The sequence below is a fragment of the Nitratireductor sp. genome, assembly GCF_017794765.1.
In the GTDB taxonomy this organism is placed as follows: Bacteria; Pseudomonadota; Alphaproteobacteria; order Rhizobiales; family Rhizobiaceae; genus Nitratireductor.
This window is the reverse complement of record NZ_CP051236.1, coordinates 1,269,619-1,285,064: the sequence shown is the minus strand read 5'-3', so window position 1 is coordinate 1,285,064 and position 15,446 is coordinate 1,269,619. Positions and strand designations below refer to the sequence as shown.

Genomic DNA, 15,446 nt, shown 5'->3' with positions numbered 1-15,446 from the left:
CCCACAATGCTGACCATCTCGATTATCGGACTTCTTCTGGTCCTTCTGTTCATGGGGCTGCCGCTGGTGTTTTCCATCGGCATATCCTCCATGGTGTATTTCTTCTTTGCCGACATCAATCTGGCGCTTCTGACCCAGCGCATGACGGCCTCCATCAATTCCTTCCTCATTCTGGCGATCCCGTTCTTCTTTCTCGCCGGGGAACTGATGAATGCCTGCAAGCTGACCGACCGCATCATTGCCATGGCGAAGGCGCTGGTCGGGCACATCCATGGCGGTCTTGCCCAGGTCAACATCTTTGCCAGCCTGATCTTTTCGGGAATGTCGGGTTCTCCAACCGCCGACACGACAGCGCTCGGCTCCGTGCTGATTCCGGCCATGAAGAAGGAAGGCTATCCCGCGCCGTTCTCCGCCGCGGTGACCGTTGCCTCCTCCATGGTCGGGCCGATGATCCCGCCCAGCGTCGCACTCGTGATCTACGGCACTCTCGCCAATGTCTCGATCGGGCGATTGCTTCTCGCCGGAATCCTGCCGGGTTTCGTGATCATCGGAACGCAGATGCTGTTCACATATTTTTATGCGCGCAAACGGGAATTCCCCCGTTATGAGCGGGCGACGTTGCCGGAGCTGGCAACCGCCATCAAGGGCGGCGGACCGGCCATACTCTTCCCGGTCATCATCGTGGCGGGCATTCTGTTCGGCATATTCTCGCCCACCGAGGCGGCGGCAGTTGCCGTGCTTTACGGCCTGCTTCTCAGCCTCTTCTACCGCAATGTGAAGGCCGCCGACATCTGGGGCGCCATTCAGAACACGGCGCTTGGAACGGCACGCATTCTCTCCATCATCGCCGTGGCTTCGGCCTTCTCGTGGATCATGGTGCGCGAGCAGGTGCCGCTGGCCATCGCCGACGGCATCTCCACCATCTCGGAGAATCCGGTGATCGCGCTTTTCGTGATCGTTGCCATGCTTCTCGGCGTCGGGCTTCTCATGGTCGCCTCCTCCGCCGAGATCGTGCTGACGCCGATCCTCGTTCCGGTGATCCTGCAGTTCGGCATCGATCCGGTGCATTTCGGCGTGCTGATGGTCTTCAGCCTTATCATCGGTGGCGCGACGCCGCCCGTGGGTGTGCTGATGTTCATCGCACAGGACATCGCGAAGATCTCCCACGGCCAGATGGTGAAGGCGATGTTGCCCTTCTACATCCCGCTTTTCACCGCGGTCGTGCTGCTGGTCCTGTTCCCGCAGATCAGCCTTTTCATTCCCAACCTCGTGTTCGGAAACTGAGCGTTCAATGACTTTGGAGTCCATACATCAATGAGTACCGCGAACAAGCACCTCCTGGAGGACATGACCTTTCTGGAATTCCAGGAGCGTATGGGCGAGGATCCGGTGATCCTCATCCCGCTCGGCTCGCAGGAAATCCAGGGGCCGATGGTGCCGATGGGCGACTTCATGCTGACGCGTGAAATCGCCAGTCGCGTGGCGGAAAAAAGCGGAGCCATTGCGGCACCCACCATGCCCTTTGGATATGCGGAGTATTTCCGCTCGGTACCGGGCGGCATCGCGCTTTCAGCCGATGCATTCCGTGCCACGCTACGCGACATGCTCGACAATTTTCTCGACCATGGGCTCACGAAGCTTGTGATCGTCAACGGCCACAGTGGTAATGCGCCGCTGATCGATCAGGTAACGCGCGCGGTCCGCCGAGAGCATGACGTTCTGGTTCCCTGCATCAATCTGTGGCGTTCGATTCCCGATTCCCTCTGGAAAGAGGTGCATGGCGAGTTCGGAAAGAAGGCGTTTGCCCATGGCGGCGACCCCATCACCTCGGTCTATCTGCACCTTTTCCCGGATCTGACCCGCATGGATGCCGTGGAGATCGATGCCCAGTTCGGAAAGATGATCGACCTGCCCACTGCCGGGCTTGCCGCGGTGCGCTTTCAGGGCACGGAGATCGGCCTGCCGGTCAATGTGGACGATCACTGCTCCAACGGGATTGCCGGCGGTGACGCCTCTCGCTCTTCGGCTGACAAGGGCGCCCGTTTCGTCGATCACCTGGTGACGTTTTGCTCGGACTTTGTCGAGCACATGCGGTCCGTTTCTTCATCCACAAAAGCGAAATCAAAAGGGGAGTATGCAGCATGAAGATGAAAGCACTCGCACTCAGCGCCGTTCTTCTGGCGACAGCCAGCGCAGAGGCGGACGAAATCCGCTATGCGCTCTGGGCCCAACCGGGCGAAGCGCAGTATGAAGGCGCCATGGAGTTCAAGCGTGTGGTGGAGGAAAACTCCGACCACACGGTGACGATCTTCCCCGGGGACCAGCTCGGCACCCCGCGTGAGGTTTATGCACAGATGGCGCTTGGCTCGACGCAGATGCTGGCAAGCGGAGACCCCGGTCTCAAGGAAATCGAATACCTCGCCCTGCCCTATCTGATGAACGGTATCGACAACTACAAGAAAGTGCTCGATACGGATTTCGGCAAGGAATGGAACGAGCGTCTAACTGCCGAACGTCAGGTGCGGATGCTCGGCTTCATGCCCCGCAGCCCGCGCCAGATCAGCGCCAATGTGGTCATCAACTCCATGGACGATCTGAGCGGCCTGAAACTGCGCGCGCCGGAACGCGACTACTATGTGGAATCGCTGCGGGCTCTTGGCGCGAACCCCACCCCGATGGCCTTCGCAGAAGTTTATACCGCCCTGCAGACCGGCATCGTGGACGGGCAGGAAAACCCGATCGAAACGATCTACGCACAGAAGTTCTTCGAGGTGCAGAAGGGCGTGGCGATGGTCGATTACATCAACAAGCCCGCTTATGTGGTCATCAGCGATCAGTTCTGGCAGGGACTTTCGGAGGAAGACCAGGCACTTCTCCAGAAGGCCAATGACGCCTCGACCGCCAAAATCAACGAGCTGATGCCGGACCAGACCAAGAAGTACATCGCCGAGATGGAAGCGGCCGGCGTGACGGTCACCCATCCCGACAAGACGCCTTTCATGGAAGCCACGCAGTCCGTGCGTGACAACCTGGGCAAGGGTGTCTGGGGCGAAGACGTCTACAAGCAGATCGTCGCAATCGGCAAGGAATAGCCGATCCCCTGACGACAACTGCCGGCGTGGCCCTGACAGGCTGCGCCGGCCATTTTTTACTTATCGAGGACTGCTGCCCAGCCATGAGTGAAGAGCAAAACCTGCGCGCGCGCATTGAAGAGATCACAGCCGAGATCACACCGCGCCTGATCGAAATCCGCCGGCAGCTCCATGCCAACCCGGAGCTCGGCTTTGAGGAATACGAAACCTCGGCACTGGTGATGCGGGAACTGACGCGTCTGGGGGTCGATCATCGCTCCGGCTTCGGCAAGACCGGTGTTGCAGCCACCATCGGACAGGGCAACGGCAAGACGATCGGAATTCGTGGCGACATGGACGCGCTGCCGATTGAGGAAACCGCTTCGCCTGAATACAAATCGCGCAACCCCGGCAAGATGCACGCCTGTGGGCACGACGCGCACACGGCCATTGCGCTTGGTGTGAGCGAAGTGCTGGCACGCCTTTCAGATGCTCTGCCGGGCCGGGCTCTGATGGTGTTTCAGCCGGCGGAGGAAGGGCTGGGCGGCGCGCGCGCCATGCTGGAGGACGGCCTGTTCGAGTGGGTCGAACCCGACATCATGCTCGGCTACCACAACTGGCCGCTGATCGACGGCGGCACGATCGGCTATCATCCCAAGACGGCCTTCGCTTCCACGGACCCGTTCGACATCACCATTACCGGCCAGTCGGGCCATGGTGCGCACCCGCATCTGGCGGTCGACCCCATCGTTGCCGCCGGCTATTTCGTCTCTTCACTTCAGACGATTGTTGCCCGGGAGATCGCCCCGCTGGAAGCGGCGGTAGTGACCATCGGCTCGATCAAGGGCGGATCGGCGCGCAACCAGATTCCCGACAGTGTGACGCTTGAAGGCACGACACGCAGTCAGAACCCCGCCGTGCGCGAGGCAGTGAAAGCCGCCATCGAGCGGGTCTGTGCAGGCATTGCGCTAACCCATCGCGTGACCTGCGAGCCGACTTTCCTGATCGGTGTTCCACCTGTGGTTAACGATCCCGACATCCTGCACCCCGTGCTTGAAACCACGCGCGGCATGATCGGCGACGATAAGGTGATCGAACTGCCACAGGGCTCCATGGGCAGTGAGGATTACGCGGAGTTTTCGACCCGTGTGCCGAGCGCGCATCTGAGAATCGGCTCGCGTCTCAAGGACCGAAAGACGATGCTCCATCGTAGCGATTTCGACCTGGACGAGGCGTGTATTCCAACGGCGGTGAAGACCATCGCGGCAGCGGCCATCGACCTGATGAAGCGCTGAACCGAGCTCAACAATCCCTGCTTCCCAGGACAAAGCCCGGGCGGATTGCGCCCGGGCTTTGATGTGCTCGCTCACTGTTCAGGCGAGCGCGCGTTTGGCCATCGCCCGGATCAGATTGGCGCGATAGGCAGCATCGCAATGGATGTCGGACATGAGTCCCTCAGCCGAGATTTTCACCCCGTCCACCGCCGCGGCCGACCAGTCCTTCGACAGCGCCTGTTCCAGCCCTTCATGGCGAAACACGCCATCCGATCCGGCTCCCGTGACTGCAACGCGCACAGCGCCGCCGCCTTTGGAGACGAAGACCCCGGTCATCGCGTAGCGCGAGGCAGGGTTGGGGAACTTTGCGTAGCCGCAGGCCTCTGGTGCCTCGAAGCTGACAGCGGTGATGATCTCGCCCTCATCTAGCGCCGTGGAGAAAAGCCCGGTGAAGAAATCACCCGCGGCAATCTCGCGCCGGTTTGTGTGGATCGTGGCTGCGAGCGCCAGAAGACCCGCCGGATAGTCTGCCGCCGGATCGTTGTTGGCGATGGAGCCGCCAATGGTTCCCTGATGGCGAACCGCCGGATCGCCGATGCCGCCGGCCAGCTTGACGATAGCCGGACAGACCTTTGCAAGTTCGGCATTTTCGGCAACCGCCGCATGGGTGGTCATGGCACCGATGGTGACCTTGTGGCCCGAGACCTTCACCCCGACAAGATCGGCAATGCCACGCAGGTCGATGAGATCCGAAGGCGCCGCAAGCCGGTGCTTCATGGTCGGAAGCAGGGTCTGACCGCCGGCAAGCAACTGCCCGTCGGAGGCGGCAGAGAATTTAGCCGCCGCATCGTCGACGCTTGCGGCACGGTGATAGGTTACATCATACATGGTGGGCCTCCCTATTCTGCCGCGATCTTTGCCGAAGCGGCCTGCAACGCGGCCCATACGCGCGGCGGCGTGGCCGGCATCTGGAGATCGTTGTTGCCGATCGCATCCGTGATGGCGTTGATGACCGCCGGCGGTGTGCCAATGGCACCCGCCTCGCCGCAGCCTTTCATGCCTAGCGGGTTTGACGGGCTCTTGGTGGAATGGTGGTGAATGGCGAAGCTCGGCACATTGTCGGCGCGCGGCATGGTGTAGTCCATGTAACTCGCCGACAGGAGCTGGCCGTCGTCGTCATAGACCACGTTTTCAAGCATCGCCTGGCCGACACCCTGTGCAATGCCACCATGAACCTGCCCCTCCACGATCATCGGGTTGATGATGGTGCCGAAATCATCCGAGGCGACGAACTGGACGATTTTCGTCTCGCCCGTTTCGGGGTCCACCTCCACCTCGCAGACATAGGTGCCGGCAGGGAAGGTGAAGTTCGCGGGATCGTAGAACGCGCCCTCTTTCAGCCCCGGCTCCATCCCGGCGGGCAGATTGTGGGCGGTGTAGGCCGCGAGGCCAACCTCGTGCCAGGCCATCGCCCGGTCAGTGCCTGCCACCTTCACCTCGCCATTCTCGATGACGAGATCGTCTTCGGAGACCTCAAGTACGTGGGCTGCGATTTTCCTGACCTTGGCCTCCACCTTGTCGAGCGCCTTGACGATGGCCGACATGCCCACCGGGCCGGAACGCGAGCCGTAAGTGCCCATGCCGAATTGCACCTTGTCGGTGTCGCCATGCACGATCTGGATGTTGTCGATGGGCAAACCGAACCGCTCCGCCACCACCTGGGCGAAGGTGGTTTCGTGCCCCTGCCCGTGACTGTGGCTGCCGGTCAGGACCTCGATCGTACCGACAGGATTGACCCGCACCTCCGCGCTCTCCCACAGGCCGACGCCCGCGCCCAGCGAACCGACGGCTGCTGAAGGCGCGATGCCGCAGGCCTCGATATAGGAGGCAAGCCCGATGCCGCGCAGCTTTCCACGTTTGGCGGCTTCCGCGCGCCGGGCGGGGAAGCCCTTGTAATCAGCCGCCTCCAGCGCCTGATCGAGATTGCCGGCAAAGTCGCCTGCATCATAGGTCATGATGACAGGGGTCTCATGCGGGAACTGGCGGATGAAGTTGATGCGGCGCAGCTCGGCCGGATCGACACCCAGTTCGCGTGCCGCCGTCTCCATGATGCGCTCGACAAGGTAGCATGCTTCGGGACGGCCTGCGCCGCGATAGGCATCGACGGGCGCGGTGTTGGTGTAGACCGTGCGCACATTGCAGTAGATGTTGGCGATGTCGTACTGGCCCGAGAGCAGGGTCGCATAGAGATAGGTCGGCACCGCCGAAGAAAAGAGCGACATATAGGCGCCGAGATTGGCGATGGTGTCGACCTTCAGACCGACGATGCGGTTTTGTGCATCAAAGCCGATCTTGGCCGTGGAGACGTGATCGCGGCCATGCGCATCGGTGAGGAAAGCCTCTGACCTCGTCGATGTCCATTTGACCGAACGCCTGGCTTTCATGGAGGCCCAGAGACAGGCGATCTCTTCAGGGTAGATGTAGATCTTGGAGCCGAAGCCGCCGCCGACATCGGGGGCGATGACGCGCAGCTTGTGCTCTGGCGCGACCTGATAAAAGGCGGAGAGCACCAGTCTCGCCACATGCGGGTTCTGGCTGGTGGTGTAGAGCGTATAGTGGTCTTCCGCCTCGTCATAGGTGGCAATCGCCGAACGCGGTTCCATCGGATTTGGCGACAGGCGGTTGTTGACGATCTTCATCTCGGTAACGTGCGCGGCACCGGCAAGCGCCTTGTCGACGGCTGCCTCTTCGCCCAGACCCCAGTCGAAGATGAGGTTTCCGGGCGCATTCTCATGAACCTGCGGTGCACCACCTTTCAGCGCATCGACCGCATGCACGACTGCCGGGAGTTCTTCATAATCGACCTCCACGGCTTCGGCAGCAGCGCGTGCCTGGGCCTGCGTTTCGGCCACGACGAGAACCACGGCATCGCCCACATAGCGCACCTTGTCGGTGGCGAGTGCGGACCACGCTCCCATGTTCATGGGGCTGCCGTCCTTCGAGTTCACCGCCCAGCCGCAGATGAGATTGCCAATACCATCATCCGTCAATTGCTTACCGTTGAGGACAGCAATCACACCGTCCATCTTCTCCGCTTCCGCGCTGTCGATGGACTTGACCTTTGCGTGCGCGTGCGGGCTGCGCACGAAGGCCGCATAGGCCTGCCGTTCGTTGCGGATGTCGTCGGTGTACCGGCCCTTGCCGGTGATGAAGCGCTTGTCTTCCTTTCGGAGGACCCGGGCGCCGATGCCTTGTTCGCTCATCTCGTTTCCTCCCTTAGCTCGCAGTCATCTTCGCCGCGCCATCCTGAATGGCCCTGACGATATTGTGATAGCCGGTGCAGCGGCAGATATTGCCTTCCAGCTCGTGACGGATCGCTTCTTCGGTGAGCTCCTTTCCGGCTGCCCGGTACCGGGCCACCATATCGGTCGCCGACATGATCATGCCCGGCGTGCAGAAGCCGCATTGCAGGCCGTGATTCTCCTTGAACGCCGCCTGCATGGGATGGAGTTCGCCATTGGCCAGCCCCTCGATGGTCGTGACATCCGCGCCTTCGGCGGAAGCCGCAAGCATTGTGCAACTCTTCACCGCCCGCCCGTTGACGTGAACCACACAGGCCCCGCACTGGCTCGTGTCACAGCCCACATGCGTGCCGGTCAGGCGAAGATGCTCGCGCAGGAAATCCACCAAAAGCGTATTGTCCGGCACAGAGGCGCGCGCCGCCCTGCCGTTCACGGTCATCGAGATTTCGGTCATGTATTCCTCCCTTGCCTCGGGCTCATTCCGCGGATGCGAAACAGCGTCCTAGGTTGCGATGCGTCCTGCTCCTTCAGATGAATGAGCGAAGGTGCACGACAATCCGGTCGTGGGTTGACGAAGCAGAGACAGCGTCAACACGAAAAGATCTGATAGGCTGTATGAAGTTGGATGGCGCCTACGCCAGTTGAGGCACCCGATGAGGCGCCGCGTCCGCGCACCCGGCGCAGCGCATTTGCCGACAACGAGAACAGAAACCGCCAAGCCACGCCTCCCGCGTTAGCCTGCGACCGCGCCAGCCAGCCGAAAGCTTCAACCAGTTCACTCCCAAAGGTCATTTAAGCGGGGTTTTCGGCGAAAGCCAAGGCCCATTCAGGTATAGACCAAGAAGAATGCAAGATCAGAAGCCTTCGGGAGCAGGATCCTGCAATTTGAAAGCACTGCCCTCGACGCGATAAATGGAGCAATTGCGCTCCACCGCTCCGGAGGCGGTGAAGCGGAATGAACCGAGCAGACCACGAAAACCGGATTTTGCGGTCAGGGTGGAAACCGTCAAACCAGCAGCGCCTCTGGCTCTGGCAATGCCGATGGCGAGGGCTGCGGCATCGAACCCATAGGCCGCGTCCCTGCTCATCGCCCTGCCATACCTGCTTCTGAAACTCTCCGTGAGGTTCCCGACCGCGAGCTGATCGACGCGGCACATGAGTACACCCGCGACCGCGGGGCCAGGCGGCAGTTGCGGCGTTGAAAGGACAAGCGCGTTCTCTCGCAGAGCGCCAGTTGCTCGCAGCGCGGCCAAAGTGGCTGCCGGTGCCTTCAAACCGGGTGCAAGGACAAGAGCATCGGCTGCCTGAAGCCGTGCAGCTTTGCCCGCCAATTCACTCGTGGAGTTCGTTGCGACAGGCACATTTGCGACAATGTTGCCGCCTTCCGCCTTGATGCCTGCCTGCAGCCTTTCCAGCGTTGCCCGGTCCGCGTTGGCTGGGTGCACGACAGCGATGTTTCTGCGGCCGGCCCCGATTGCGTAAGCTGCGGCTTCGATGCTGCTATCCACTTCATCCGACATGAACGCAAAAAAACCCGTCTTGCGCGGCATCCCGTTTGACACCAGCGCAATAACCGGTGGAGTGGTGCCGCCCGCCGGGACAGCACTCAGGAGGTTCGCCTGAGAGGGGCCGATAATGATCCTGGCGCCGCGTTCAATCAGGGTCTCGACGGCCTTCTTCGTATCGGCAGCATTGGGCCGGGCCGTGTAAACAGCAAGTGTAACCTGATCACCGCCAAGCTGCTCGGCGGCAAGCTTGGCGCCGTCTCGGTAGTCACGCTCCGAGGCGCGGGCCGCGCCGGCAAGGTTTGTCACCAGGCCGATAGTCACTGGTCCGGAGCCGACCGTTTCGACGCCCGCGGCGGAAGGAGAGACGCTGGCGTCTTCCACCTTCAGCGCGTCATCAACTCCCGAAGACTGGCAGGCTGCAAAGGCAAGCGCGACACTCAGGGCCGCCACTGCCCGCGCCAGTCTCATGGAAAAGTGCCCGTTTGCATGGTGCTCAGAGCGCAGGTCTCGTGTCAAATTCATCTAGGAGCCGGATCAACAGGATCAATACATGTAGCGAACCATGCGGGCATGAAAGCACTCGCATTTGTTCAGATAATCCCCGTCCCGATATTCGGATTGCAGATAGCCATAAGCCTTGCCACAGGCGACCTTGGCTTCGGATGCCCAGACGAAGGCGGGGCGTCCCGAATTGATCCATTGCGGGCTATCTGCAACGGCCACGGCCTCATCCATCAGGCGGATGACCTCATCCGTCAGTGAAGCATTGCTCTGAATGGAAAGGAGCCGGGCGTTTTGGGCCACCGGGCAATACCCGCCGACTGAAAGATCAGCGGCCTGCGCCGGCCCAGCCAGAACAGTTACTGCAATCACGGCAAATCCCAAAGTAAGCTTTCTCATAGGTCCCCCTCGGCGATTCTCGCCTGTGGTGTGTTACCCGGATCCTTCAGCGTCTAACGAGCCAGCTGAAGCGGTCCAACTGCCGGCTTTCACGCAATTCCAAACGGAAAACCGGATTCCACCTTCATGAAATTGCTTTAGCCGGAAAACTACACCTTTCCCGCCGGCTTATCAAACAAGCGCATTGCCTCAGACCGTACCCGAATTGTCACTGCCATCATCCTCATAGAGGATCTTGATCGTAGAGGGTGTCTGCGGCACATCGAATGTGGCGACCGTCACCCAGTTTTCCGACCCGGCCGTTCCGTCGGCATCCACCTGCAGCTCGGTTGTGTTGCCGGGGTTGAGCCTCACATAGTCGGCGACATTTTCCCCCGGACCAATCGCGACAAGCTCTGTCAGGTCCACGACATCCTCCGATCCGAAGCCGATGATCGCATCCGGATCGAGCGCAGCCAGCGCCGACTGATCGATCACGACCGTGTCCTCGGCGTCGTCGATGTCTGCGAGCAGATAGGTGTCCTGTCCTTCCCCGCCGATAAGCAGGTCCGCACCTTCGCCGCCGATGAGTTCGTCGTCTCCGGCACCACCGATAAGGGCGTCGTCACCCCCCATGCCGAGCAGCGTCGAACCGCTGTCATTGCCGACAAGAACCTCATCTGCACTGGTTCCGGTGATGACGCTGCCCGATACCCCCGTGACCGTTACATGGCCATCAACCGAGACCTCTCCCGTTGAGGCGGTATAATCGAACCCGCCGCTGGAGAAGGCCGGAGTCGGGTCGTATTCAACACTGACGTTATCGAAGTAGACATCGGCATACTCATTGCTTCGTTCCTTCGACGTCATCAGCCCGCCGAGAGAGAGTGTGTGTTGGCCGGGCGACAGGGTTATTGTCGTTGAGAAGGTTTGCCAACCCGTAGACTGGTGAGTGTTATCCGAACCAGAGCCGGTCAGTTCATTGACTTTTCCACCCGTGCCGAACGCTGTGCCATCAATATCAGCGAGAACCCAGACATCATTCCCGCTGTCTGTCTGCCGCGATAGAAGGGCATAATAATCGAACGTGACCGTCACCGTTGTCGTGTTGGCGAGATCGAAAGTACGTACAAATGCACCGTTCATATTGTTGCGGTCAGTGCCACTGTTCCCACCAAGGGACAGGGCCAACGCACCGTTGTTGGCTATGCCGCCCGTCTCCCTCTGGCCAGACGCGTCGCTCCCAGTCGCCTGATAATATTGGTCCGCGTAGTGATTGTCCTCATATGTGAACCCGCCCAGCCCGGCGCTGAAATCTTCATCAACAAACGAAGCCGGTGTATTCGAGGGTGTGAAGACCACGTCATCCGGCAAACTCACGCTTCCATCCTGCGCATTGTCGACCGCCGCAACATGGAGCGGCGCGCCTTTGCCGTCATCGTTGTAGAGCAACGCCTGGGTCGGAATGCTGATCGCGGAATAGTCGGTGATGTTCGTCAAGACGAGATCACTAACAATTTCGGGTGGGGGCAAGACGTTCACCGTCAATTGGGTGGTCGACGTATCACCATCACCGTCGATGATCACATAGTTAAAAACGTCGGTTCCAGTCGTCGTGCCCGACCCAGCCTGATAATCCCACGCTCCTGTATCAAAATCGAATTCAAGTACCCCGCCCAGCGGCGTATCGACCTGCAGGTCACTGCCCGTCTGAACCGGTTCACCACCATCATTCGCGATCTGATCGGTGCCGGGATCATAGGTGTAAGTCACTCCATCAACCGTGATCGAATGGATGCGCCCGCCATCCGCTCCGAAACCGTCATCGTCGCTTCCGCCGGCGGCATTGTCATCACCCAAAAGGACATTGCCGGAAACGCTCACCTGATTGGCCAGGTCGAGAAGCGCGTCGACAAGATCGTCGAAATTGGAGACCGAAACGACCGTGTTGTCACCGTCCGCTTCATCCACATCCTGGAGCTGCTCGACATCGATATTGTTGCCAATACCGACCGTCTGAACCGTCACGTCATTGTCCTGGACAAAGTTGTTCCAGTCGGTCTGAGTGCTGCCAAGCAGAGAATGTCCGCCGGCGCCGATCTGCTCGTTCGGATTGCCATCACTGAGGAAGAAGACCTGATTGTTGTAGTCGTCCAGTGGCGTATAGGTCGCCATCGTTTCCTGAATGGCCGCGGTGAAATCGGTGCCGCCATTATAGGGCCGCGACCCGCCTTCAGCAGGATTCCAGTCGTCAATCTGCGCAGCAAACGATGCATAGTCGGTGAAAGGTCCCGGGGCGGACAACGCGCTCGACGAAAAGGCAACCAGCTCGATCTGTACGTCACCCGTCGTGCCGCTGAAAAATGCCTGTCCGGCGGCCTTCACGGCATCGAGCATCTGATCCAGTTCACTGTTGCTCACGCTGCCGCTGAAATCGAGCACGAAAGCGATGTTGAAGCTCTCGGTTCCGAGGGTCAGACTGGCCGTGTCAGGCTTCGCCGTCGGTCCGTCGTCAAGGATCGATACGTTCAGGGTGTCAACGGCGGAAACATCGCCATCGTCGTCCGTCGCCCGTATACGGAAATCATCGGAGACACCTTCAGATGTACCGGTGTTCGGGTTCTGTGGATGGTCGAGCGAGTTCTGGTCGAGTTCATAGGCCCAGGAGTAGTTTCCCGCTCCATCAGACGTTACCGTCAACGTCCCATTGGCTCCGACCACATCCACCGGGCTGCCGGTCGTTGCGGCCGTGACGTCGATCCAGTCGCCATTTGCGTTTTGAACCTCAAGCACGGAGAGAGCGTCGCCACTGCCAAGCGCTATGGAAATGCTACCTGTATCCGTGATGCTCGCGGTCCCGGCCTCAGACCCCGCAGGAAGCCCCGCTTCATCGACTTCACCATCCGTCACGCTCACCGTCGGGGGTGCGTCCGGCTCGAGGTGAATGTCGATCTGGGCTGCCGCCGTATCGCCGTCACCATCTACGATTTCGATCGGGAGGCTGAAGTCGACCGGGTCGGTGCTGACGACAGAGGTGCCAAAATTGCCCACCTTGAACGGTTGCCCGCCGCTCCAGTGCGCTTCGAGACTGTTATAGCCATCTGCCGTGTAGGTCGCGATCGAGGTGTTGTTGACGACGCCAGCAACCGTCACCTCCTGGACCCCGCCATTGTTGACGAAATTGACCATGAAGTTGTGCCCGCCCACCGTGACCGGTTGGGCAGTGCCGGGCGTGACAAACACGGTTTGACCACCGTACGATATTGCAACCGCGGTGATGTCGTCCGGGCTGCCATCGCCAACCTGAGTGGCGACCGGACCGGTGTCGTCGTCGTCAAACGCACGGAAAAGGACGGTGGACTGGCCGGAGCCACCACTTATTCCAGTGAAGTCGATGGATGCGCCGTTGGTCGTGTAATGCCCATCGAAGGTATGGTCTTGGTTTCCGGGAACCGAATAATCGCCCGTACCCGCATTGTTGCCGCCAAGGTCGGTCACGAAGTCCAGACGGACTCCCTCCCCGTTGCCGACGCTGCCTCCTGTTCCAACACCCCCGTTGTTGGCGTTGGTGTTCATCGTCCCGCCGCTGTTTCCCGGATTGAACGAAGTCGCCGGAATCGGCGTCAGAAGTAGATCGGAGCTTGCGTCATCGGCAGAGGTAAAGAAGCCGGCCCATGGCTCGTTTCCGCCTTTGAAATCGTAACCGCCGTCATTGAAATCAACGAAGGACTGGCTGTCGACCGACCCATTCATGTCCACCGAATAGGTGCCGTTTGCCGGGTCAAGCGTGACCGTGAAAACGGTGGTTCCGCCCGCGCCGCCGATCTTGCCAGTGAGAACCGTGCCGTCTCCGGAAAGATGGTAGGTGATGGGCTGACCGCCGGAGGTCAGGCCGCTGTCCTGCCCCTCGGTGACCGTGAACCGCACCGTGCCGGCACCGTCGGCTCCGTAATTGTCGATGACAGACCCGTCCAGATCCAGGTCGAAGACCTGTGGTGTCCCGGCCGAGTTGCTCAGAACCGCATCTTCGGGGACGATAACCGTCGGCCCATCGTCATCGAACCGGATCGAAAGCGCACTGGCGCTTGTCGCCGTGGCCGTGTCGCCATCGGCATCCGTCACCGTCTGGACAACCGAAATGGCTGCAGCACCACCGATGAAGAGCGCATCGTCATGCGCAGCACCGGGGCCGCCATCGACATTGTGCTCAAGGGTCTCGTGCTGGGTTACCGTGACTGCGCCCGTCGCGCCATTGATGGAGACCGTGAAGGCGAGCGTGCCGCCGGTCCCGCCGGCGCGACCTTCGTAGACGGTGTCGGAGAGTTTCACCATCCTGATCTCATTCGCCGCACCCGACTGGCCTGTCAGCCAAAGGCCGGTCAGCGCATTGTCGGTCGCGGATAGCGAATAGGCCACCGAGCCGGCACCATCTGCCCCGAATTCCGGAGTGGCGAACAGGCTCTGGATGACACCGGCCTGAATCTGACCGGGGTTGATCCCGTCCGTGCCAGAGCCGCTGCCATCGGATTCATCGAGTACAACCGATGCTGCCTCGCCGGCTGCGGCCTCGGCCTTCGGCACATCATCAATGATGTCGATGGTGATCGTGCCGGTCGTTGTGTTGCCGAATGCATCGGTGGCAACATAAGTGAAGCTCTCGGCTCCGCTGATGGTCTGAACCCCGTCATCAGCGGTCGCGTTCAGATAGTTCGAACTCAGCGTGTAGGTATAGGTGCCGTCGCTGTTGACCTGGATCGACCCATAGGTGCCTGCCGTCACCGCATTGCCGCCGGTCTGCAGGGCGTAGGTATAGGGCCCGGTACCACTGGTCGCGGAGGCCGTGTCGCCGGAGGTCTCGTCGGTGGAGCCCGGCAGTGAACCGGTCACCGTTCCCGGGACAAGATCGTCACCGTCCTTGTTGAGATCCAGCGCCGCTTCATTGACCGTGACCGTGTAGTCGGGCGTCGCCAGACCACTGTCGTTGACATTGATTGTCAGCGTTGTGGTGGACGGATCACCGTCGGCATCGGTGATCGTGTAAGTGAAGACGTCCTGAACCGTACCGCTCGCAACAGCGCCCGGTATGGACTGGTAGCTGTATGAGCCGTCAGAGGAGATCGTAAGCGTGCCATACTGGCCGTTGATCAGGGTGTTGGTGCCCACATTCGTTGCACTGCCGCCCGCCGTGGTGGCCACGATGGATGTTACCACCGCGCCATCCGCACCCTGAATGTCGGCGGAACCATCCGTCGCGTTCGCGTCCGAACCGCCCGAGCCTGTCAGTACATTGCCGTCCGCAATGCCACCTTCGATGGCACTGTCCGTATCGGCCATGGCCTCGGGGACGTCATCGACGATCTTCACCGACAGGACATCATTGGCGCTCTGGCCGTCCTGATCGGTCAGCACAAC

General features: G+C 60.5%; 10 protein-coding genes. 4 read left to right on the top strand and 6 right to left on the bottom strand.

What is annotated here, in order from left to right:
- Positions 1-6: 6 nt before the first annotated feature.
- From HF949_RS06140 to HF949_RS06125, 4 genes are all read left to right on the top strand, one after another.
- Positions 7-1,284, top strand: a complete 1,278-nt coding sequence (locus tag HF949_RS06140; RefSeq protein ID WP_292899071.1) for a TRAP transporter large permease — start codon at positions 7-9, stop codon at positions 1,282-1,284.
- A gap of 30 nt (positions 1,285-1,314) precedes the next feature.
- On the top strand, positions 1,315-2,145 hold the full coding sequence (locus tag HF949_RS06135) for a creatininase family protein (protein ID WP_292899069.1): 831 nt from the start codon (positions 1,315-1,317) through the stop codon (positions 2,143-2,145).
- Positions 2,142-3,092: a TRAP transporter substrate-binding protein gene (locus tag HF949_RS06130; protein ID WP_292899067.1), complete on the top strand. Its 951-nt coding sequence runs from the start codon at positions 2,142-2,144 to the stop codon at positions 3,090-3,092. Before HF949_RS06135 ends, HF949_RS06130 begins: the two co-directional genes overlap by 4 nt.
- Positions 3,093-3,175: 83 nt before the next feature.
- Positions 3,176-4,366, top strand: a complete 1,191-nt coding sequence (locus HF949_RS06125; protein WP_292899065.1) for a M20 metallopeptidase family protein — start codon at positions 3,176-3,178, stop codon at positions 4,364-4,366.
- A 78-nt stretch (positions 4,367-4,444) separates the two neighbouring features.
- Here the strand turns inward: HF949_RS06125 and HF949_RS06120 are convergent, their stop codons facing one another.
- From HF949_RS06120 to HF949_RS06095, 6 genes are all read right to left on the bottom strand, one after another.
- Positions 4,445-5,233: an FAD binding domain-containing protein gene (locus HF949_RS06120; protein WP_292899063.1), complete on the bottom strand. Its 789-nt coding sequence runs from the start codon at positions 5,231-5,233 to the stop codon at positions 4,445-4,447.
- Positions 5,234-5,244: 11 nt separating this feature from the next.
- On the bottom strand, positions 5,245-7,608 hold the full coding sequence (locus HF949_RS06115; RefSeq protein ID WP_292899061.1) for a xanthine dehydrogenase family protein molybdopterin-binding subunit: 2,364 nt from the start codon (positions 7,606-7,608) through the stop codon (positions 5,245-5,247).
- A 13-nt stretch (positions 7,609-7,621) separates the two neighbouring features.
- Positions 7,622-8,101 carry a (2Fe-2S)-binding protein gene (locus tag HF949_RS06110; RefSeq protein ID WP_292899059.1) on the bottom strand — a complete coding sequence of 160 codons (480 nt, stop codon included), beginning with the start codon at positions 8,099-8,101 and terminating at the stop codon, positions 7,622-7,624.
- 400 nt (positions 8,102-8,501) lie between these two features.
- The gene (locus HF949_RS06105; RefSeq protein ID WP_292899057.1) at positions 8,502-9,623 is read right to left on the bottom strand and encodes an ABC transporter substrate-binding protein; all 1,122 of its coding nucleotides are present in this window, start codon (positions 9,621-9,623) and stop codon (positions 8,502-8,504) included.
- Between the two features lie 75 nt (positions 9,624-9,698).
- A complete protein-coding gene (locus HF949_RS06100) occupies positions 9,699-10,055 on the bottom strand; it encodes a hypothetical protein (protein ID WP_292899055.1) in 357 nt (118 codons plus the stop codon).
- Between the two features lie 189 nt (positions 10,056-10,244).
- Positions 10,245-15,446 (bottom strand): beta strand repeat-containing protein (locus tag HF949_RS06095; protein WP_292899053.1); only part of this gene is annotated, 5,202 nt, incomplete at its 5' end.

Coding starts and splice junctions, on each gene's coding strand:
- HF949_RS06140 (WP_292899071.1), top strand. CDS start 7: ATGCTGACCATCTCGATTATCGGACTTCTTCTGGTCCTTCTGTTCATG.
- HF949_RS06135 (WP_292899069.1), top strand. CDS start 1,315: ATGAGTACCGCGAACAAGCACCTCCTGGAGGACATGACCTTTCTGGAA.
- HF949_RS06130 (WP_292899067.1), top strand. CDS start 2,142: ATGAAGATGAAAGCACTCGCACTCAGCGCCGTTCTTCTGGCGACAGCC.
- HF949_RS06125 (WP_292899065.1), top strand. CDS start 3,176: ATGAGTGAAGAGCAAAACCTGCGCGCGCGCATTGAAGAGATCACAGCC.
- HF949_RS06120 (WP_292899063.1), bottom strand. CDS start 5,233: ATGTATGATGTAACCTATCACCGTGCCGCAAGCGTCGACGATGCGGCG.
- HF949_RS06115 (WP_292899061.1), bottom strand. CDS start 7,608: ATGAGCGAACAAGGCATCGGCGCCCGGGTCCTCCGAAAGGAAGACAAG.
- HF949_RS06110 (WP_292899059.1), bottom strand. CDS start 8,101: ATGACCGAAATCTCGATGACCGTGAACGGCAGGGCGGCGCGCGCCTCT.
- HF949_RS06105 (WP_292899057.1), bottom strand. CDS start 9,623: ATGAGACTGGCGCGGGCAGTGGCGGCCCTGAGTGTCGCGCTTGCCTTT.
- HF949_RS06100 (WP_292899055.1), bottom strand. CDS start 10,055: ATGAGAAAGCTTACTTTGGGATTTGCCGTGATTGCAGTAACTGTTCTG.